The sequence below is a fragment of the Kitasatospora sp. NPDC088264 genome (genome assembly GCF_040685715.1).
Lineage (GTDB): Bacteria > Actinomycetota > Actinomycetes > Streptomycetales > Streptomycetaceae > Kitasatospora.
Window position 1 is genome coordinate 47,330 of sequence record NZ_JBFBIR010000044.1, and the last position, 22,439, is coordinate 69,768.

General features: G+C 76.7%; 3 protein-coding genes. All 3 read right to left on the bottom strand.

From position 1 onward, the window contains the following. Positions 1 to 12: 12 nt before the first annotated feature. Positions 13 to 18,975, bottom strand: a complete 18,963-nt coding sequence (locus tag AB0O82_RS27570) for a non-ribosomal peptide synthase/polyketide synthase (RefSeq protein ID WP_363586614.1) — start codon at positions 18,973 to 18,975, stop codon at positions 13 to 15. A 190-nt stretch (positions 18,976 to 19,165) separates the two neighbouring features. Then, complete coding sequence (locus tag AB0O82_RS27575) at positions 19,166 to 20,515, bottom strand: serine hydrolase domain-containing protein (RefSeq protein ID WP_363586615.1); 1,350 nt, start codon at positions 20,513 to 20,515, stop codon at positions 19,166 to 19,168. A 1,040-nt stretch (positions 20,516 to 21,555) separates the two neighbouring features. Further along, positions 21,556 to 22,149, bottom strand: coding sequence for a hypothetical protein (locus AB0O82_RS27580; RefSeq protein WP_363586616.1), 594 nt, complete (start codon positions 22,147 to 22,149; stop codon positions 21,556 to 21,558). Between the last annotated feature and the right edge of the window lie 290 nt (positions 22,150 to 22,439).

Sequence of the window (22,439 nt, forward strand, 5' to 3'; positions counted from 1 at the left end):
CCTCACCGTTCGTCATCGTTCGTCATCGTCGGGGCCGCCGGACGCGGCGTCTTCGAGTTCGCTCAGCACCTGGTCCTCCACCAGTTCCGCCAGGGCGGCCACGGTGCGGGAGACCAGGACGTCGCGGGGGGTGAGCGTGACGCCGAAGGCATCGTTGGCGCGGGAGGCGATCAGCAGGGCCCGCATGGAGTCGCCGCCCAGCTGGAAGAAGTCGTCCGTCACGCCCACGGCCGTCCGCAGGGTCTCGGCCCAGATCTCGGCCACGGCCTCCTCGGTGGGCGTGCGGGGCGCCAGCCGGCCGGGCCGCTGCTCCTCCTCCTCCGGTGCGGGGGCGGGCAGGGCGGCGCGGTCGGTCTTGCCGCTCGCGGTGAGCGGGAAGCGGTCGAGGACCGCGAAGGCCGAGGGGACGAGGTGGCCGGGCAGGGAGCGGGCGGCCAGGGCGCGCAGTTCGGCGCCGGTCGGCGGTTCGGCGCCGGGGGCCGCGAGCAGGTGCGCGACCAGGCGGGGCAGCCCGGGCTCGTCCTCCCGCACCGTCACCACGGCGTCCAGCACGGCCGGGTGGCGCGCCAGGACGGCCTCGACCTCGCCCGCCTCGATGCGGTGGCCGCGCAGCTTGAGCTGGTGGTCGATGCGGCCCAGGTAGTGCAGTTCGCCCCGGTGGTCGCGGCGCACCAGGTCCCCGGTGCGGTACATCCGGGTGCCGGGCGGCCCGTACGGGTCGGCGGTGAAGCGGGCGGCGGTCAGGCCCGGCCGGCCGAGGTAGCCGCGGGCCAGGGCCGGTCCGCTCAGCCACAGTTCGCCGGTGACGCCGTCGGGCACCGGCCGGAGCCGGGCGTCGAGGACGTAGGCACCGGTGCCGGGCAGCGGGCGGCCGATCGGCGGCGCGGCGCCGTCCGGGGCCAGCGGCGCGGACCAGGCGGCGACCACGGTGGCCTCGGTGGGACCGTAGGAGTTGACCATGCGGTGGTGCGGGGCCCAGCGGGCCACCAGGTCGGCGCCGCACGCTTCGGCGCCAACCACCAGGGTCCTGAGCGCGGGCAGCGTGCCGGGGGTGTCGGCGGGCAGGGTGGCGAGGGCGGCCGGCGGCAGCAGGGTGTGGGTGATCGCCTCCGCCCGGAGCACCTCGGCCAGTTGGGCGCCGAGCAGCGGTCCGGGCGCGGGCACCACCAGCCGGGCGCCGTGCGGCAGGGACATGCACAGTTCGAGCACGGAGGCGTCGAAGCTGGGGGTGGCGAAGGCCAGCACCCGGTCACCCGGCACGACTTGGTAGTGCTCGGCCTCGGCGGCGGCGAAGGCGGCCAGCCCGCGGTGGGTGAGGACGACGCCCTTCGGGGTGCCGGTGGAGCCGGAGGTGTAGATGACGTAGGCGGGGTCGTCCAGGTCGAGCGGGCGGATCCGGTCGGGGTCGGCGGGGCGGTGGTCGGGGGCGCCGTCCGGCGGGGCGGCCAGCAGCGCCGCGACCTCCTTGGCGTCCAGGGTGAGTGCGGGCGCCGCGTCGCGCAGCATGAACTCGACGCGCTCGTCGGGGTAGTGGGGGTCGACCGGCAGGAACGCGGCGCCGGTCTTCGCCACCGCCAGCTGGGCGAGCACCATGTCCGCCGAGCGCGGCAGCAGGAGGGCGACCACCTCGCCGGGGCCGGCGCCGCGCGCGATGAGCCGGTGCGCCAGGCGGTTGGCGTGCGCCTCGGCCTCGGCGAAGGTCAGCTCCAGCCCGGGGGCGCTCAGCGCCGGGGCGTGCGGCCGGCGGTCCACGGCGGCCTCGACCAGGGCGGGCAGGGCCGCCGGGGGCACCGGGCCGCCCGCCGGGCGGGCCGGGCCGCGCAGCAGCCGCTCGCGTTCCCCGGGCGGCAGCAGGTCGAGGTCGTCCAGGCGGGCGGTGCCGTCCGAGCCGGCCAGCGCGGCGAGGGTGTGCAGCAGCTGGGCGGCCAGTTTCTCGGCGGTGGCCCGGTCGATGTACCGGGGGTCGTGGCCGAGTTCGACGGCGAGCCGGTCGCCGGGCGAGACGACCACGGTGAGCGGGTAGTTGGTGGCCTCCCTGGCGTCCAGTTCGCGGATCAGCAGGCCGTGGGCGCCGGCCGTCGCGTCGCCGACCGGGTAGTTCTCGAAGACCACCAGGCTGTCGAACAGCGCCGTCCCGGGCGCAAGCCCGCTCAGGCCGTGCATCGCGGCCAGCGGCAGGTGGTCGAAGCGGCGGTCCTCGGCCTGCTCCTCCTGGAGCGCGCGCAGCCAGGCGGCACAGGGCTGTGAGCCGTCGACGGTGACATGGGCGGGCAGGGTGGTGATGAACAGGCCGACGATGGCGTCGGAGCCGGCCAGGTCGGCCGGGCGCCCGGAGACGGTGGTGCCGAAGCACACCCGCTGCTCCCCGCTCCACCGCGACAGCAGCAGCGCCCAGGCGCCCTGCACCAGGGTGTTGAGGGTGAGGCGGTGCCGGCGGGCGAACTCCTGGAGCCGCTCCGTCTCGGCCTCGGCCAGGAGGTGCGAGAGCCAGGCCCCGGAGCGGGCCGTGTCGCCCTGGGCGGGCTTGCGGTCGTAGGGCAGCGCCGTGGTGGTGAGGTCCGCCAGGACGCCGCGCCAGTGCTCCGTGGCGGCGGCGGTGTCGCGGGCGGCGAGCCAGCCGACGTAGTCCGCGAAGGGCCGGCGCTCGGGCAGGCCCGGCCGGTCGCCGCGGGCGAGCGCGGCGTGGGCGGCCAGGACGTCGGACAGGACGTGGAAGACGCTCCACCCGTCGAGCAGCACGTGGTGGAAGGTCCACACCACGCGTGCCGCGTCCGGCCCGAGCCGGATCAGGTCGAGCCGCAGCAGCGGGGCCCGGTCCAGGGCCAGCGGGCGGGCCCGCTGGTCGGCGAGCAGCCGCTCCAGGCGGGCTTCGCGCTCGGCTTCCGGCAGCGCGCTCCAGTCGTGTTCGGTGACCGGCAGCGTCACGTCCCGGTGGACCACCTGGAGGGGTACGGGCACGTCGCGCAGGACGACGGCGGTGCGCAGCACGGGGGTGCGGTCGACGACGTGCTGCCAGGCGGCGGCCAGCGGCCGCAGGTCGCGGGCGCCGTCCAGCACGAAGGTGATCTGCTCGACGTACAGGCCGTGTTCGGCCTCGTCCAGGCCGTGCAGCACCATGCCGGTCTGGGTGGGGGTGAGCGGCTGGATCTCCGTCACGTCCCGTCCGGTGCCGGCCAGTCGGTCGACGGCGGCCTGGTCCAGGGGGGCCAGCGGGTAGTCGGCGGGGGTGCGGCCGCCCGCGCCGGGTTCGGCGCAGTGGCGGACGATCTCCCGCAGCTCGTCCAGCAGTTCGGCGGCGAGCCGGGCGACGGTCGCGCGGTGGTGCACCGCGCGGGAGTACGACCAGGTGAACGCCAGCTTCCCGTCGCTCACCCGGCCGAGCACGTCCAGCAGGTGCGGCCGGTCCGCCGCCCGGTCCATGCCGCCGGTGAGCGGGCCGGACGGGGCGTGCAGCAGGCCGCCGGGGGCGGGGGTCCAGTCCTGCCGGCCCAGGTAGTTGAAGCCGATCTGCGGCAGGTCGGGCAGCCGGGGCTCGACAGTGGCGGCGGGCCGCAGGTGGCGCAGGGCGCCGTAGCCGAGCCCGCCGCGCGGTACGGCGCGCAGGTTCTCCTTGACGGTCTTCAGGGCGGTGCCGGTGTCGGCGCCCCGGGGCATGTCCAGGGCCACGGGGTACAGCGTGGTGAACCAGCCGACGGTCCGGGAGAGGTCGACTCCGTCGAACAGCTCCTCGCGGCCGTGGCCCTCCAGGGCGACCGTCACCCGGTCCCGGCCGGTCCAGCGGGCCAGCACCCGGCCCAGGGCGCAGAGCAGGACGTCGTTGACCCGGGTGCGGTAGACCTCCGGGACGTCCTGGAGCAGCCGGCGGGTGTCCTCGGCGTCCAGGGCGAGGTCCAGCGACTCCTCGGTGGCGGCCGTGTTGGCACCGTCCAGGTCGGTCGGCAGGGCGGTCGCGGCGCCGTGCTCCAGCCCGTACCAGTGGGCGTGCTCGTCGTCGAAGCCGCCGGCCGCGGTGTGCTCGGCGAGCCGTTCGGCCCAGGCCCGGAAGGAGGTGCTCTTGGGGCCGAGGTCGGGGCGTTCGCCCGCCCGCAGCGCACGGTGGGCGGTGTCCAGGTCCTCCAGGAGCACGCGCCAGGACACCGCGTCGACCACCAGGTGGTGCGCGGCCAGCAGCAGGACGGGATGCCGTTCGCCGTCGAAGCGGCACAGCGCGGCCCGCAGCAGCGGCCCTTCGGCCAGGTCGAAGCCCGCGGCCAGGCGCTCGGCCAGTTCGCGCAGCGTCGCCTCGCGCTCCTGCGCCGAGGCGGCGGGCCGTTCGTGCGTGCGCAGCTCCGGCAGGTCGCCGGGCGCGGTGCCGTGCTGGCGCCACCGCCCGTCGCCGAGCGGCTCGAACCGCAGGCGCAGCGCGTCGTGGTGGTCCAGGACGGCGGCGAGCGCGGCCCGCAGCAGGGGCTCCTCGGTGCCGGGGGCGAGGGTGAAGGAGACCGACTGGGTGAACTGGGCGGTGTCCCCGCCGAGGGTGTCCAGCAGCCAGTGCTGGACGGGGGTGAGCGGGGCGTCGCCGACCACGGCGCCCTGTTCGGCGGCGACCGCCGGGCTCGGCGACTCCTCGGCGGCGAGGGCGAGTTCGGCCAGGGTCTGGTGGGCGAACAGGTGCCGGGGGGTGAGTGCGAGGCCGGCCCGGCGGGCCGCCGAGACGATCTGGATGCCCAGGATCGAGTCGCCGCCGAGCGCGAAGTAGTTGTCGTCCGCGCCCACGTCGGGTACGCCGAGCACCTCGCGCCAGATCGCGGCGAGGGTGCGTTCGGCCTCGGTGCGCGGAGGCCGGGCGCCGATTGCGGCCGGGGCGGCCCACACCGGGGCGGGCAGCGCGCGGCGGTCGAGTTTGCCGGTGGCGCCGAGCGGCAGCCGGTCCAGCGGCACCACCAGTGCGGGCACCAGGTGGTCGGGGAGGGTGCGCCCGAGGAAGGCACGCCACTCGACGGGGTCGGGCAGTGCGCCGTCACGGGCCACCGCGTAGCCCACCAGGCGCCGGTGGCCGTCGTGGTCGACGACCCGGGCGGCGGCGGCCGACACCTGCGGGTGGCGGGCCGTCGCGGCCTCGACCTCGCCGAGTTCGATCCGGAAGCCGCGCACCTTGACCTGGTCGTCCGCGCGGCCGAGATAGCAGAGGTCGCCGTCGGCCGTCCAGCGCACCAGGTCCCCGGTGCGGTACATCCGGCGCCCGGGCGGGCCGAAGGGGTCGGGCAGGAACCGGGCGGCGGTCAGGCCCGGGCGGCGCAGGTAGCCGCGGGCGACGCCGGTGCCGGCCAGGTACAGCTCCCCCGGCGCGCCGACAGGCACCGGGCGCAGCCGGTCGTCCAGGACGTAGGCCCGGGCGCCGCCGACCGGGCGGCCGATCGGCGGGTCGCGGTCGGGGTCGGCGGGGTCGCAGGCGAAGGCGGTGGCGTAGACGGTGGCCTCGGTGGGGCCGTAGATGTTCAGCACCCGGCAGCCGGGGACGGCCTCGCGCAGCCGGCGCACGGTGCGGGCGGGCAGGGCCTCGCCGGCCAGGACGACGGTGTCCGCGCCGAGGTGCACGGCGTCCTCCGCGAGGAGGCCGCCCAGGGCGGAGGGCACCGCGCTGAGCAGGCCGGCCCGCCACGGCCCGGGGCGCTCGGCCAGGGCCAGCAGGTCCCGGACGAGTTCCACGCAGCCGCCGGCGAGCAGGGGCGAGAAGATCTCGAACACCGACACGTCGAAGTTGAGCGAGGTGGCGGCCACCACGTGGGCCAGGCCGTGGTCGGCGAACTCGGCGGCGGCCCAGTCGGTCAGGGCCAGGACCGAGGCGTGGGCGACCACGACGCCCTTGGGGCGGCCGGTCGAGCCGGAGGTGTGGATGACGTACGCAGGGTGCTGCGGCAGCAGGGCGCCGAGCCGTTCGTCGTCGCGCACGGCGTCGGGGCGGGCGGCGGCGAGCCGTTCGGCGCACCCCGGGTCGTCGAGCACGATCCGGGTGAACGGGCCCGCCGGCAGCCGCCCTCCGGTCTCCGCGTCGGTGACCACGGCGTCGGGCCGGACGTCCGCGAAGAGGAACGCGATCCGCTCGGCCGGGTACCCGGGGTCGACCGGCAGGTAGGCGGCGCCGCTCTTGAGCACCGCCAGCAGCGCCACGGCCAGGTCGGCGGTGCGGGGCAGCGCGAGCGCGACGAACCGCTCGGGCCCGGCGCCGGCCGCGATCAGCAGCCGGGCCAGCCGGTTGGCCCGTTCGTCGAGCTCCCGGTAGGTCAGCTGCACGTCGCCGCAGCGGACGGCCGGGGCCTCGGGCGTGCGGGCGGCCTGCCGGGCGAAGGCCTCGGGCACGGTGTCCTGCGGTGCCTCGACCGCCGCCCCGCCGAAGCGGTCGACGAGTTCGCGCCCCCGCGGCGGGTCGAGCAGCGGCAGGTGCGCCGCCGGCCGGTCGAGGCCGTCCGCCATCGCCGTCAGCAGGGTGCACAGGCCCGCCCCGAGCGCCTCGACGGTGGCGGTGTCGAAGACGGCCGGGTCGTGGTCGAGGCTGACCGCGATGGCGTCGCCGGGGGCGACCACCACGCCGAGCGGGTAGTTGGTCGGCTCCAGGACGTGCTCGGTCTCGACGCCCAGGCCGTGCCGGGTCAGCGCCTGCGCGTCGAACGGGTAGTTCTCGAAGACCACGATGCTGTCGAACAGGGCCGTGCCGCCCGGCAGTTCGCTCCAGTTCTGGAGCTGCGCCAGGGAGACGGCGTCGTAGCGGCGGGCCTCCGACTGGGCGTCCTGGAGCTCCCGCAGCCACTCCAGCAGCGAGCGGCCGGCGTCGATCCGCACCCGGGTGGGCAGCGCGTTGATGAACAGCCCGACCATCGAGGTGACGCCCGGGAGTTCGGCGGGCCGGCCGGAGACGATCGTGCCGAAGACCACGTCGTCCCCACCGCCGTAGCGGGAGAGCAGCAGCGCCCAGGCGCCCTGGAGCACGGTGTTGACGGTCAGCCCGGCCTGCCGGGCGGTGGTCCGCAGCCGCTCCGACAGGTCGTTGTCGAGGGTCACCCGCACCGATGCCGAGGACGACGCGCGGTGCGCCTCGGCCGGGCGCCGGTCGCGGGGCAGTTCGGTGGGGGCGGGGAACCCGGCCAGCGTGTCGCGCCAGTACCGCTCGACCCGCGCCGGGTCCTGCCCGGACAGCCAGCGCAGGTAGTCGGCGAAGGGGGCGCGCGCGACCGGGTTCGGCCGGCGCCCGGCGGCCAGGGCGGCGTACCGCTCGCACACCTCGTCGAAGACCTGGGCCGCGCTCCACCCGTCGAGCAGGACGTGGTGGAAGGTCCACACCACCCGCACCCGGGTCGGCGACAGCCGGACCAGGGTCAGCCGCATCAGCGGTGCGGCGGCCAGGTCGAGGCCGGCCGCCCGGTCCTCGGCGAGCAGCCGGGCGGTGTCCCGCTCGATCCGGTCGGCCGGCCGGCCGGCCCAGTCGTGGTGGGTCACCGGGACGGCGGCCCGGTGCTGGACGACCTGGAGCGGTTCGGCGGTGTCCTGCCAGGCGAGCCGGGTGCGCAGCACCGCGTTGGCGTCCACGGTCTGCTGCCAGGCGGCGGCCAGGGCGTGCGGGTCGGTGACCCCGGAGAGGACCAGCTGGACCTGGTTGACGTAGGTGTGGGCGTCCGGGTCCAGCAGGCTGTGGAAGAGCATGCCCGCCTGCATCGCCGTCAGCGGGTACACGTCCGCGACGCGGCGGCCGTCCCCGGCGATCCGGTCCACCGCCGCCTGGTCCAGCCGGGCCAGCGGGAAGTCGGCGGGGGTGCGGCCGCCGGCGCCGGGCTCGGCGCAGTGGGCGACGAGGTCCTCCAGGGCGCGCAGCATGGCGTCCGCGAGCGCGGTGACGGTCCGTTCGTGGTGCCGGCCCGCGCTGTAGTACCAGCCGATCTCCAGCCGGTCGTCCTCGACCCGGGCGACGACGTCCAGCAGGTGCGGGCGCTCGGTGCCGGGCGCCTCCGCGCCGCCGAGGCCGCCGGGGACGGCGCGGACCAGGGCGGCGCCGTCGGCGGACCAGTCGAAGCGGCCCAGGTAGTTGAAGCTGATCCCGGGGGCCGGGGCGTCGGCGAGCTGCTCGTCCCGGGCGAGGTGGCGCAGCGCGCCGTAGCCGAGGCCGCGCTCCGGCACCGCCCGCAGCTGCTCCTTGACGGCCTTCAGCGCGGTGCCCCAGTCCCCGTCCGGGACGTCGAGGGCGACGGGGAAGAGCGAGGTGAACCAGCCGACCGTGCGGGACAGGTCGATGTCCTCGAACAGCTGGTCCTCGCGGCCGTGCCCCTCCAGGCCGATCGCGACGGTGCGCCGTCCGGTCCACTCGGCGAGCACCCGGCCCAGGGCGGTGAGCAGGATGTCGTCGATCCGGGTGCGGTAGACCCCGGGGACCTTGCGCAGCAGGTCCCCGGTGCGCTCGCGGTCCAGCCGGACGGTGACGGCGCGCAGATCGGCGGCGGTGTTGCCGCCCTCGCCGTCCACCGGCAGCACGGCCGCGCAGTGCCGGGCGGCCGCCGCCCAGTGGGCGCGCCGGGACGCGAAGCCGCCGGCCGCGGTGTGCTCGCGCAGGCGGCGGGTCCACTCCCGGACGGAGGTGGTGCGGGCGGGCAGGCGCAGCGGCCGGCCCTCCACGGCCTGCCGGTAGGCGGTCTCCAGGTCCTCCAGCAGGATCCGCCAGGAGACCCCGTCGACGACCAGGTGGTGGACGGCCAGCAGCAGCCGGGCGGGCCGGGTGCCGTCGGTGGTGAACAGGCGGGCGGTGAGCAGCGGGAGGGTGTCCAGCCGGAACGCGGCGTGCGCGGCCTCGGTGGCCCGGGCCTCGGCGGCCTCGGCCGCCGCCCGGTCCAGGGCGCCGAGGTCGACGACCTCCAGCAGTTCGGGGGCGGCGGCGTCCGCGGGGGCGCAGTGCTGCTGCCAGGCGCTGTCCTCCCCGGTGGTGAAGCGGGAACGCAGGGCGTCGTGGTGGGCCCACAGGGCGGTCAGGGCGCGGCGCAGGGCCTGCGGGTCGACCTCGCCGGGAGCCTCCACCACGACGGACTGGTCGAAGGACGCGGCGTACGGCGGGTGCGGGTCGAGGAACCAGTGCTGGATGGGTGTCAGGCCCACCTCTCCGCTGACCGGTTCGGTCCCGGCGACGGTGACGGCGGTACCGGCGGCAGCGGCCAGCGCGGCGACGGTGGGGTGCCGGAACAGGTCGCGGGGGGACAGCGCGAGACCGGCGGCGCGGGCGCGGGAGACGACCTGGATGCTCAGGATCGAGTCGCCGCCGAGCAGGAAGAAGTCGTCGTCGACCCCGACCCGCTCCACGCCGAGCAGTTCCGCCCAGATCGCGGTGAGGACGCGTTCGGTGTCGGTGGTCGGGGCGCGGTGGGCGCGGTCGCCCGTCGCCGACCAGTCGGGGGCGGGCAGCCGCCGGCGGTCCACCTTGCCGTTGGCGGTCAGCGGCAGTTCGGAGACCGTGACGAAGGCCGCGGGCAGCATGTAGTCGGGCAGGTCGGCGGCCAGGTGGGCGCGCAGCGCCGTGGCGGAGGGCGGCTCGGCGCCGCCGGCCGGCACCAGGTGGGCGGCCAGCCGCTTGCGCCCCGCGTCCTCGTGGAGCGAGACGACGGCCTCCGCGACGGCCGGGTGGGCGGTGAGCCGTGCCTCGATCTCGGCGGGTTCGATGCGGAAGCCGCGGATCTTGATCTGGTCGTCCGCGCGGCCCACGAAGTGCAGTTCGCCGTCCTCGCTCCACCGGGCGGTGTCGCCGGTGCGGTACATCCGGCCGCCGGGCGGCCCGAAGGGGTCGGCGAGGTAGCGGGCGGCGGTCTCGCCGGGCCGGCCCGCGTAGCCGCGCGCGACTCCGGCGCCGGCGATGTACAACTCGCCGGTGATGCCGGGTGGTTGCGGCTGGAGGGCGCCGTCCAGCACGTACACCCGGGTGTCGTCCAGCGGGCGTCCGATCGGCAGCACGGCGGGCAGCCGGTCCCCGGGGCGGAAGGCCCGGCGGGTGGCGAAGGTGGTGGTCTCGGTCGGGCCGTAGCCGTCGACCACGGTGAGGTCGGGGCAGGCCTCCAGGACGCGGCGCACGACCGCGCCGGGCACCGCCTCGCCGCCGGTCCACACCTCCCGGGCGCCGCGCAGGCAGCCCGGGTCCTCCTGGGCGAGGAGCCGGAACAGGCCGGCGGTCAGCCACAGGCATTGCACGCCCTGCTCGGTGACGGCGCGGCGTACGGCGGCGGCGTCCAGGTCCTCCGGCGGGGCCAGTACGGCGGTGCCGCCGCGCAGCAGCGGCACCCACAGCTCGTAGGTGGCGGCGTCGAAGGCGTGCGGGGAGTGCACGAGCACCCGGTCGTGGCCGGTGAAGGCGCGGTCCAGGGCGAGCGCGGCGACGTCGCGCCGGCGCACCGCGACGCCCTTGGGGGTGCCGGTGGAACCCGAGGTGAACATCAGGTACTGGACGTTGTCGGGGTGGGGCACCGGGGCCGCGGCCGGGGCGGCCGGGCCCGGCCGGTCGGCGACGTGCGGCCGGTCGGCGGCGTGCGGCCGGTCGGCGATGTGCGGCCCGTCCGGCCGGTCGACGCGCAGCACCCGCTCGGCGGGGAGCAGTTCCTCGGCGGCGCTCGCCCGGTGCGCGTCGGTGAGCAGCAGGTCCGCGCCGGCCTCGGCCAGCATCAGGTGCAGCCGCTCGCGCGGCGCCCTGCCGTCCAGCGGCACGTAGACCCCGCCGGTCCGGACCAGCGCCAGCTGGGCGACGACCAGGTCGACGGAGCGGTCCATGAGCACGCCGACCGGGTGTTCGACGCCGACGCCGAGCGCGGCCAGCCGGCCCGCCAGGGCGGCGGCGCGGGCGTCGAGGTCGCGGTAGCTGAGGCGCTCGTGGCCCGCCTCCAGGGCGACGGCGTCCGGGTTGCGGCGCACCTGCTCGGCGAACAGGTCGGCGATGTCGCGCTCGGTCCGTTCGACGGCGGTGGCGTTCCAGTCCACGAGGATCCGCCGGCGCTCCCCGGCGGTCAGCAGCGGCACGCGCGCGGGCGGGCTCCCGGCGCCCCGGGGCAGTCCCGTCAGGACGGCCGTGAGCTGCCCGGCCATCCGCCGGACGGTGGCCTCGTCGAACAGCCGAGGGTCGTAGCACAGCCGCAGGGCCAGCTCCGGCCCCGGGTAGGCCAGCAGGGCGAGCGGGTAGTTGGTGGTCTCGATCCCGTCCAGGTCGCGCAGGCGCAGGCCGTGCGCGGCGGCCGCGTCGTCCTCGACCGGGTAGTTCTCGAAGACGACGATGCTGTCGAACAGGGCGGTCTGCTCGGGGAGGACGGTGGCGGCCCGCAGGCGGGTGAGCGGGACGAAGCCGTGGCGCCGGTCCTCGCCCTGCTCCCGTTGCAGCGTGCGGAGCCAGTCGAGCAGGGTGCCGTCAGCGGGCACGACCGTCCGGGTGGGCAGGGTGGTGATGAACAGGCCGGTCATCGACTCGACGCCGGGCAGCTCGGGCGGCCGCCCGGACGAGGTGGTGCCGAACACCACCTCGTCCCGGTTCGCCTGACGGCCCAGCAGGATCGCCCAGGCGCCCTGGACCAGGGTGTTCAGGGTCAGGCCGGAGCTGCGCGCGAGGCCTTCCAGCGCCCGGGTCGCGGCGGCGGGGAGGGTGAACGGCACGGCCCGGGTGGATTCCGCGCGGTGGCTCTGGCGCGGCTCGCGGTCGTACGGCAGCGGCGTCGGCTCGGCCAGCCCGGCCAGGCGCCCGCACCAGTGCCGCTCGGCCTCCGCCGGGTCGCGCTCGCGCAGCCAGGCCACGAAGTCGCGGTAGGGCCGGCGCTCCGGCACCGTACCGTACGGGACGGTGCCGAAGGGCTCGGTGCCGAAGGGCTCGGTACCGGACGGCACGGTACCGGACGGGACTTCTCCCGTCTCCGGCCCGGAGCGGGCCAGCGCGGCGTGCACGGCGAACACGTCCGACAGCACCTGGAAGAGGCTCCAGCCGTCCAGGACGAGGTGGTGGAAGGACCACAGCACGCGCACCCGGGTGTCGGAGAGGCGGATGAGCAGCAGGCGCTGGAGCGGGGCCCGGGCCAGGTCCAGGCCGCGGGCCCGGTCGCGGTCCAGGAGCTCGGCCAGCCGACCCCGGCGCTCGGACTCGGGCAGCTCGCGCCAGTCCAGGTGGGTGACCGGCACGGCCGCCCGCCGCCGCACCACCAGCAGCGGCTCGGGCACCTCCTGCCAGCGGACGTGGGCGCGCAGCACCGGGGTGCGGTCGGTGACCCACTGCCAGGCGGCGGCGAGCCGCCCCGGGTCGGGCACGCCGTCCAGGACGAAGTCCAGCTGCTGGAAGTAGGCGCCGCTGTCCTCCTCGGCCAGGCCGTGGAAGAGCATCCCGGACTGGGTCGGCGTCAGCGGGAGGACGTCCTCCACCGCGCCCGGGTCGTCGCCGGTGATCAGGTCCACGGCCGCCTGGTCGAGCCGCGCCAGCGGGAAGTCGAACGGGGTGCGCCCGGCGGCGCCCGGGCGGGCCGCGTACCGCGCGAGGTCGGCCAGCTCGGCGGCGAAGCGCCGGGCCAGGGCCTCGACGGTGTCGCGCCGGTGCACGGCACCGGAGTAGAACCAGCTGAACTCCAGCGCGTCGCCGTCGAGCCGGCCGACCACCTCCAGGGCGTGCGGGCGCTCGACGCGCGGGTCGGCGTCCAGTTCCAGGGGCCGGAAGGTGCCGCGGTAGAGCCCGGCCGCGTCCTGCGGGAAGGACATCCGGCCGAGGTAGTTGAAGCTGATCCGTGCGGCCGGGGCGTCGGGGGCCGTGCCGGGGCGCCCCAGGTGGCGCAGGGCGTCGAATCCGAGGCCCCGTCGGGGGACGGCGCGCAGCTGCTCCTTGACCCGCTTGAGGACGCCGTCCCAGTCGGCCCCGGCGGGCACCGCCAGCGCCACGGGGTGCCGGGTGGTGAACCAGCCGACCGTGCGGCTCAGGTCGAGATCGGCGAACAACTCCTCGCGCCCGTGCCCCTCGATGTCCACCACGACCCGCTCCAGGCCGCTCGCCCCGCACAGGGCCCGGCCGAGGGCGCTCAGCAGCACGTCGTTGGCCTGGGTGCGATAGGTGTCGGGCAGGGTGCGCAGGAGGGCGGTGGTGTCGGCGGGGTCGAGGCGCACGGTGACGGAGCGGGCCGAGGCGTGGGTGTCGGCCCCCGCGAGGTCGGCCGGGAACGGGTCCGCCGGGGCGTCACCGTCCTGCGCGGGGACGGCCCGCGCCCAGTACTCCGTCTCGTCCTCGAAGCCGCCGGCCGCGGCGTGGGCGCCGAGCCGCTGGCCCCACTGCCGCAGCGGGGAGGACTTCGCCGGCAGGGCCGCCGCCCCGTCCCGGCCGTCGCGGCGGGCGCGGTAGGCCGTGTCGAGGTCCTCCGCCAGCACCCGCCAGGAGACCCCGTCGACGACCAGGTGGTGGACGGCCAGGTGCAGGACCGGCGGCTGCCCCGCACCGCGCTCGTGCAGCACGGCGCGCAGCAGCGGGCCTTCGCCGCCCAGGTCGAAGGGGCCGAAGTGCGGGGTGTCGGCGTCCGGGCCCGTGTGCCGGCCCAGGCGGATCCGGGGCGCCCGGTCGTCGATCCGCCAGCGCACGCCGGGGCCGGTACCGACCTCGCCGTCGCGGGGCTCTGCGGGGTCGGACTCTCCGGCGTCGGACTCTCCGGCGTCGGACTCTGCGGTACGGGGCTCTGCGGGGTCGGGCTCTCCGGCGTCGGCCGTGAAGGCGGAGCGCAGCGCGTCGTGGTGGGCGACCACGTCGTTCAGGGCGTCCTCCAGCGCCGCCCGGTCCACGTCGGCGCCCAGCAGGAGGGAGAGCGCCTGGTTGAAGTGCCCGGCGCGCCCGGCGGCCCGGTCGAGCCACCAGCGCTGGATCGGGGTCAGGACGCCCACCCCGGTGGCGGCCACCCGGGCGGTCACGGCCGGCCGTTCGGCGTCGTCCGCGCACCGGGCCAGCGCGGCGACCGTCTGGTGCCGGTAGAGGTCCCCGGAGGTCACCGCCAGCCCCACCTGCCGGGAGCGGGCTACCACCTGGATGCCGAGGATGGAGTCGCCGCCGAGGTCGAAGAAGTTGTCGTCCGCGCCGACCCGTTCCAGCCGCAGCACCTCCGCCCAGATGGTGGCGAGCGCCTGTTCGGCGGGGGTTCGGGGGGCGACGTGGCGTACGGCGGGCACGGCCGGCCCCGGGGCGGGCAGCCGGCTCCGGTCGAGCTTGCCGTTGGGGTTGAGCGGCAGCGCGGGCAGCGGCACGACGACCGAGGGCACCAGGTAGTCGGGCAGGGCCAGGCCGAGCGCCCGGCGCACGGCCTCGGGCTCCACCCGCCCGCCCGGGACGGGGACCACGTAGCCGACCAGGCGCCGGTTGCCCCCGCCGTCGGCGACGGTGGCAGCCGCCTCCGCCACGCCCTCGCAGCGCCGCAGCGCCTCCTCCACCTCGCCCAGTTCGATCCGGAAGCCGCGCACCTTGACCTGCTGGTCGATCCGGCCGAGGTACTCCAGGTCGCCGTCGGCGTTCCACCGCACCCGGTCTCCGGCGCGGTACATCCGCTCCCCCGGCGCGCCGTACGGGTCGGCGACGAACCGGGCGGCGGTCAGCCCGGGGCGGCCCAGGTAGCCGCGCGCCAGGCCGCCGCCCCCGAGGTACAACTCGCCGACCACGCCCGGCGGTTGCGGGCGAAGCCCGGCGTCCAGGACGTACGTCCGGGTCAGTGCGAGCGGCCTGCCGATCGGCGGCGCCTGCTCCGGCAGCCGGTCACCGGCGAACCAGGCGGTGGCGTAGACGGTGGCCTCGGTGGGGCCGTAGATGTTGGCGATCGCGCTGCCGGGCAGGGCGCGCCGCAGGTCGCCCACCGCCTGGGCGGAGAGGGCCTCGCCGGCCAGCACGACGGTGGCCGCGTCGACCGGGGCGGCGCCCCCGGCGAGCAACCGGGAGATCACCGAGGGCACGCCGCTGACCAGGCCGACGCGGCGCGGGGCCGGCTCCTCGGCGAGGGCGGCGAGGTCGGCGACCACCTCGACGCTCCCGCCCGCCAGCAGCGGGCAGAGCAGTTCGAAGACCGACACGTCGAAGTTGAGCGAGGTGGCGGCGACCACGTGGTCCAGCCCGCCGGGCCCGAACCGCTCGGCCGCCCAGCGGGCGAGGGCGACGACGCTGCGGTGGGTGATCACGACGCCCTTGGGCCGGCCGGTCGACCCCGAGGTGTAGATGACGTAGGCGGGGTGCTCCGGCAGCAGCGGCCGGAGGCGGTCGGCGTCCGTGAGGTCGGCGTCCCCGGTGTCGTCGGTGTCCGCCGGGCCGGCAGCGGCCAGGCCGGTGTCCGCCGGGCCGCCGGCGTCGGCGGCCAGGCCGGTGCCGTCCTCCAGCAGCAGGACGGGCCACCCCTCGGGCAGCGCGGCCGCCGTCTCCCGGGTGGCGAGGACCAGCGCGGGCCCGGCGTCCGCCAGCATGAAGCGGATCCGCTCGGCCGGGTAGCCCGGGTCCACCGGCAGGTACGCCGCACCCGATTTGAGCACCGCCCACAGCACCGACGGCAGGTCTGCGGAGCGCGGCAGGCACAGCGCGACCAGCCGCTCGGGGCCCGCGCCCCGGGCGACCAGCAGCCGGGCGAGGCGGTTGGCCCGCCGGTTGACCTCCGCGTAGTCCCGCCGCACCGGGCCGCAGCCGACGGCGGTCCGCCCGGGCGTACGGGCCGCCTGCGCCTCGAACAGCCCGGGCAGCACGGGCGGCACGGTGTCCGGGAGGTCGCCGGCGGCGTGCGCGGGCGGGTTCCAGGAGTCGAGCAGCGTGCGCTGCTCCTCCTCGGAGAGCATGGGCAGTTCGGCGAGGATGCGCTGCGGGCCGTCCGCCATGCCCGCCAGCAGGCGGTGCAGGTGGCGCGCCATCCGGGCCACCGTCCGGGCGTCGAACAGGTCCGTGTTGTACTCCACCGTCAGCGCGCAGCCCTCGGTGTCCTCCGGGGTGAACTCCAGCACCAGGTCGAACCGGGCGGCCGGGCGGGGCAGCGGGTGGTCCTCGAAGCGCAGGCCTCCGGCGGGCGGCGGGGTGGTGGGGCTCTGCTGGACGACCATGACCTGGACCAGCGGGGTGCGGCTCGGGTCCCGGGGCGGGGCCAGTTCCTCGACCACCCGGTCGAAGGGCACCGCGGCGTGGGCGAAGGCGTCCAGCAGGGTGGTGCGCACGCTCTCCACGAACCGGTCGACGGTGGCCCGCTCGTCCACGTCGCCGCGCAGCACCACGGTGTTGACGAAGAAGCCGGTCACCTCCTCCAGCTCCCGCCGGTCGCGCCCGGTGGTGACGGTGCCGAACGCCACGTCCCGCTGGCCGGAGTAGCGCGATAACAGCAGCGCGGACGCCCCCGCGAACAGGGTGAACAGCGTCGTACCGCGGCCCGCGGCGAGGTGCCGCAGCCGGGCCACCAGTTCGGCCGGGAGGCGGTGGCGGTGCGCCGCACCGTTCGTCGTGCGCTGGGCGGGCCGGGGCCGGTCGGTGGGCAGTTGCAGGGGTTGCAGCTCCGCCAGGTTCCGCTTCCAGTAGGCGAGGTCCGGCGCGTCCGCTGCCCCGGCTTGGGTCCGGCGGCGCTGCTCCCAGCGCGCGAAGTCGGGGTACTGGAGGGCGGGGGCGGCGAGCGCGTCCGGCTCGCCGGAGACCTCCGCCCGGTAGAGCGCGGCCAGTTCGCGGGTGAGGACGCCCACCGACCAGCCGTCGGTGATGATGTGGTGCTGCGCCAGCAGCAGCAGGTGCTCGTCCGCGGCGAGGCGGACCAGCAGTGCCCGGGCGAGCGGGCCGTCCGTCAGGTCGTAGGGCCGGTTCAGCTCCTCGGTCAGCAGCCGTTCGGCCGCCTCGGCGCGCTCCCCGGCCGGCCGGTCGCCGACGTCCGCGGTGCGCAGCGGCAGGGTGCCCTCCGCCGCGACGCGCTGCACGAGCTGCCCGTCGACGGTGGCGAAGGTGGTGCGCAGCGAGTCGTGCCGGGCGGCGAGTCGGCCCAGGGCCCGGCGCAGGGCCGCCGGGTCCGTCGTTCCGCGCAGCCGCAGGGCCACGCCGGTGTTGTACTCCGTCCCCCCGACGGTGAGGTCGTCGAGGAACCACAGGCGGCGCTGGGCGCTGGACAGCGGCAACGGCTCCTCGCGCGGGGCGGGCGGGATCGGCTCCGGCGGCGCGGCGGTGTGCCGCTCGTCCACCAGCGGGGCCAGGGCGGCGACGGTCCGCGCGGTGAAGACGTCCCGGAGCGTGAGCCGGACGCCCAGCCGCTCGGCGACCCGGGCCAGGGTCCGGGCGGCGAGGATCGAGTCTCCGCCCAGGTCGAAGAAGTCGTCCGTCGCGCCCACCGCGTCGACGCCGAGGACCTCGGCCCAAATGGTGGCCAGGGCGCGTTCGCGCTCGGTGCGCGGGGCGACGGGCCCGGCCGCGCCGGAGCGGGCGGGGGCGGGCAGCGCCTGCTGGTCGATCTTGTGCTGCGGGGTGAGCGGCAGCGCGGCCAGGACGACGACGGCGGACGGCACCAGGTGGGCCGGCAGGGCGGCGGCCAGCGCCGCGCGCAGCTCCGCCGGGTCCGGGGCGTGCTCCGGGTCGGCGGGCGTGGCGTAGCCGACCAGGCGTTCGCGGCCCGGTTCGTCCTCCCGGACCACGACGACGGCCTGGTCGACGGCGGGGTGCGCCCGCAGGGCGGCCTCGATCTCCCCCGGCTCGATCCGGAAGCCGCGGATCTTCACCTGTCGGTCGAGCCGGCCGAGGAACTCCAGCTCCCCGTCGGCGGTCCACCGGGCGCGGTCTCCGGTGCGGTAGAGCCGGGCGCCGGGCGGGCCGAAGGGGTCGGCGACGAAGCGCCCGGCGGTCAGGCCGGGGCGGCCCAGGTAGCCGCGGGCCACGCCCTCCCCGCCGACGTACAACTCGCCCTCGGAACCCGACGGTTGGGGCCGCATGGCCGCGTCGAGCACGTACGCCCGGGTGTGCGGCAGCGCGCCGCCGATGGGGGGTGCGCCGCTGCCGGCGGCCAGCGGGCCGGTCCAGGTGGCGACGATGGTCGCCTCGGTCGGGCCGTAGGAGTTGATCATGCGCCGGCCGGGCGCCCAGCGGTCGACCAGTTCGGCGGGGCAGGCCTCGGCTCCGACGATCAGCGTGCGCAGGTGGCGGCCCGCGCCGCCGGGCACGGTGGCCAGGGCGGCCGGCGGGATGAGGGCGTGGGTGATGCGGTGCTCGTCGAGCACGGCGGCGAGTTCCTCGCCCAGCCAGGGGCCGTGCGGGGGGATCACCAGCGTGGCCCCGGCCAGGACGGAGATGAACAGTTCGAGGACGGAGGCGTCGAAGCTGGGCGAGGAGAACTGCAGCACCCGGTCTCCGGGGCGCACGGCGTAGTGCGCGCGGGCCGCCTCGGCGAAGCCGCCGATCCCCCGGTGGGTGACGACCACGCCCTTGGGCGTCCCGGTGGAGCCCGAGGTGTAGATCACGTACGCCGCGTGGTCGGTACCGGTCGGGCCGGGCAGCGCGGTACCGGTCGGGCCCGCCAGGCCGGCGTCGGGTGTGTCCGCGGCGCTGGCCGGGTCGGCCTCCAGCAGCGCGCGGACCCGGGCCGGATCGTCCAGGACGACGGCGGGGGCGGCGTCGGCGAGCATCAGCGCCCGTCTCCCGGCGGGGTAGGCCGGATCCACGGGCAGGAAGGCGGCGCCCGTCCGGGCGACGGCCAGCTCCGCCGCGACCAGTTCCATCGAGCGCGGCAGGACCAGCGCCACCGTCCGGTCCGTCCCGGCGCCGCGCCGCGCGAGGTCGCGGGCCAGGCGCTCGACCCGGTCGGCCAGTTCCCGGTACGTCCAGCTGCGCCGGCCGTCGGTCACCGCGGGCACGTGCGGCGCGCGGGCCACCTGGGCGGCGAACAACGCGTCGAGCGTCCGGTGCGCCGGCGGCGGGGCGGCCTCGGTCCCCGGGGCGCCAGGGGTGTCGCCGGCCTGCGGCGGAGCGGACGAACGCACGGGCTGGGCAGGCCGGTCGGTCATGGCGGAAGGTCCTTCCGGACGGGGAGGAGGCGATGCGGGCGCCGGGGCAGACGGGGGCAGGCCCACGGACCCGGGAACGGGGGCCGGGGGAACGGAACGAGCGGGGGGTGAGCCCGGTGGAGCGGCGTCGGCGCGGCGGCGGACGCCGCAGGCGACGGGCAGCGGCGGCGGCCGGCGGGCGAAAGGCGCCTCAGGCGGGGTCGGCGCGACGCGCCGTGCGCCCGGACACCTGCACCCGGTCGATCACGCCGGTGGCTGGATCGCGGTGGAAGCGCCCGCCCGGCTCGGGGCGGCCGGTGTCGGGGGCGAGCAGGTCGTAGGAGAGGTCGGCGAAACAGCGCAGGGGTATCGGCAGGTCTCCGTCCACGGAGAGCGTGGACGATCCGTCGCCCGCGGGCTCGACGAGGTACCGGATCGAACCGTTGCGGTAGGTGCCCGCGCACTCGGGCAGGGGGGCGGGCTCGCCCGCGCCCACGGGTGCGATCGCGGCGGGCACCCGGACGCCCGCCAGCTCGGCCAGGTCGGCCGCGAGCTCGCGCCAGAGCGCGGTGGCGGCGGCGGCGTTGCCCGCGAAGGCGACCACCACGCCGCTGTCGGGGTCGGCCCGCAGGTGGCAGGAGGTCCCCATGGCGTTGCCGTCGTGGCCGCACCACAGCCGGCCGTCCTGCTGGTAGAGGGCGAGCCCCGGGCCCCAGCCGTCCGCGAGCGCACCCGGCCGGGCGCCGGGCTGCGGGCGGCGCATCTCCTCGGCGACGGCGGGGGGCAGGGCCTTGGCCCGGCCGACCAGGGCGCCGCCGAGCGCGGCGAGGTCCGCGGCGCTCGCCAGCAGGGCGCCAGCCGGGGCCTCCAGCGGGGCCAGGTTCTGCCGGACCGGCCGGGCCCGGCCGGTCGCGGCGTTGAGCGCGTGCCCGGCGGCGACCGGGCGAGCGGGTGCGCTCGCGTCGACGAACACGGGCACGGTGCCGAGCGGTTCGAGCAGCAGGGCGGCCACGGCCTCGTGCCAGGGCATCCCGGTCACCGCCTCCACCAGGCGCCCGGCGGCGGCGTAGCCGGCGTTGGAATAGGAGAAGTCCGTCCCGGGCGGGAAGAGCGCGTCCCCCGCCGTGCACACGGACGACAGGTAGTGCGCCGCGGTGGTCCGGGCGGCGGCGTCGGAGTCCGGCCCGGTGGGCAGTCCGCCGGTGTGGCTGAGGAGTTGGCGAATCGTTACTGCGGGCATCCGGCGGAGCTCGGGCAGGTGATCGGCGACCCGGTCGTCGAGGTCGAGGTCGCCGTCGTCGGCGAGGAGCATCACCAGAGCGGCCGTGTAGGGCTTGGTGAGCGACCCCACCGGCACGACGGTGTCCCCGGTGAAGGGCGCACCGGTGGCGGCGTCGGCCACACCGGTGTGCAGGGCCACGACCTCCGAGCCGGTGTCCAGCACCACCTGGGCGCCGGGCACCCGGTGGGTGCGCGCGAGCGTGTCGAGCCGGTGCTGCAGTTCGCGGCGTAAGAGGAACGGCGCGCGCTCGCGGACCGGCGCGGAACTGGGGTACGGCATGGGCGGACGCTCCCGTTGACTGGTTCTCAGATGCGGGCGCGGCAAGCGTCCGCGGATGAATTCCGGATTACTGTGGAGCACGCCGTGAAATTTCCTGCCACCTGCGCTCCTCGACTCAAGACTCGTGGGAACAACGGGAATCGACGGAAGCCCTGCCGATGACGGCCGACGGGTGCGAACGGGAATCCCCGACAGCTCCCGACAGGGCGCCGCACGCACCCCAGGGGAGCCGTTCCGGGCCGCTTCGGCGCTCCCCGACCGGACGGTGCGAATGCGACCCGAATTCCACGCCGCCCAGGAACGGCGAACGGGGGAACGGCGAGCGGGAACAGTGAGCGGCGAACGGCCGACCGCCGAATGACCTCACCCCGCAGGCGGGGCCGGACAGGAATCCCGAACGCTCCAGTCGGCCGCTCCAACGGCCCTGACCTGTGCGATCGTTGCGCCCGGCATGCCTATCCCCCCTGCGATCCCTCCCCGCAACCACCGTGCGGAACCTGCCACAACCGTCGCGAGGACCGGGCAATACCTTGACGGCCCGAACGCTCGGAACGACGAACGCGGAACAGTCTTCACGGCGGGTCACCCGCTCGCAACCCCTGGCGATTGAACGGAAAGCGACTCTCCCCGGAATCGGAACCGCAAAATCGCTGGTGTGACTCCCGGCCACGCCCGGAACGCCTGATGACGGGTGTGAATTCTTTGGCCGAAACTGTGGCACCCGGATCCCCCCGGCCGCCCGGCCGGGTTTCCGCGGGGAATAGCCGAGTGATTCCCCTGACGCCTGGGGCGGTTGTGCAGGAATGCGACGGAACAGATCAGGTGCGTCGCGAGTGAATCAATGAGGGCTCTGATGCGCGTGTGCCCCGATGCGCTTGTGCCGTGGTGCGCGCGCGCCCCGTCGCGCGCGTGGCCCGGTTCGCGTCTGCCGCCCCCGGGCCACGGAAGGACCGCCGCGCTCGGCCACCCCGGGGCGCGGGGCGACCGAGCGGATCCGCCGCGCGCCGGAACGCGGGCGGGCTCGGGGCTCAGAACACCCGTCAGCCCTGCCAGGAGCTGCCGGTCGAGGGCCGGGTCGCCGTGCCACCGGTGGACGTCACCGCGCGCGACGGAGCGGACGGGGCCGACCCGGCCCCCGAACCGCTGGTCCGCACGGTCGGCGCCGACGAGGTGGTCGACGTCCCGCGCACCGGCGCGGCAGAAGTCCGCGGGGCCGACGCCCCGGACGCCGCCACCGGCCGGTCCGTCGAGGTGCGCGGCGCGGTCGCGCGGCCCTGTGCGGCCACGTCCACGGGCGCGCCGCCGCCCGATTCGACCCGCTCGATCCGCAGCACCAGGTTCCGGTCGCTGCGGTCACCGCCCCCGTCCCGGTTGCGACTGTGCACCACCTGCGTCAGCACACCCCGGACCTCCTGCCAGCGCCCCTGCACCGCGCGGATGTTGGGACACCACTCGCCCTCCCGCCGGTGCTCCAGGTCGAGCTCCCAGCGCTCGGCGTCCACAAGGTGGCTCGCACCGACCGTCCCGGGAATCTCGACCGGACGGCCACCGCGCACCGTCACCACCGCCCGCTGCGGCCACTGCCCCTCCACCGCCGTCACCGTGATCCGGCTCTGCCCCTGGTACCAGGCCATCGCTGTCCTCCCGCATCCGTCCTCGCGCCGTCCGCCGTCCGCCGACCGGCCTCGGCCGATATCACGGCCGGTGCCCCCTCCCGGGTTCGAACGGCGGCTGCGGAGGTGCACGTCAGGGGGTGCGGGAGCCCGGGGGCGACGCGACCGTCGAACGGTCCTGTCGACAGATTCAGGTCAGGGCGATGGCTCGATCACACGTGCTGTCGGTGATGGACTGGGCGGTGGAGGCCGTCGCCGACTACGTCGAGAACGTCCGGCCGCGGTTCGGCTGCGAGGAACACCCCGCGCTG

Excerpts from the sequence above, each read along its gene's own strand:
- AB0O82_RS27570 (WP_363586614.1), bottom strand. The coding sequence starts at position 18,975 with ATGACCGACCGGCCTGCCCAGCCCGTGCGTTCGTCCGCTCCGCCGCAG.
- AB0O82_RS27575 (WP_363586615.1), bottom strand. The coding sequence starts at position 20,515 with ATGCCGTACCCCAGTTCCGCGCCGGTCCGCGAGCGCGCGCCGTTCCTC.
- AB0O82_RS27580 (WP_363586616.1), bottom strand. The coding sequence starts at position 22,149 with ATGGCCTGGTACCAGGGGCAGAGCCGGATCACGGTGACGGCGGTGGAG.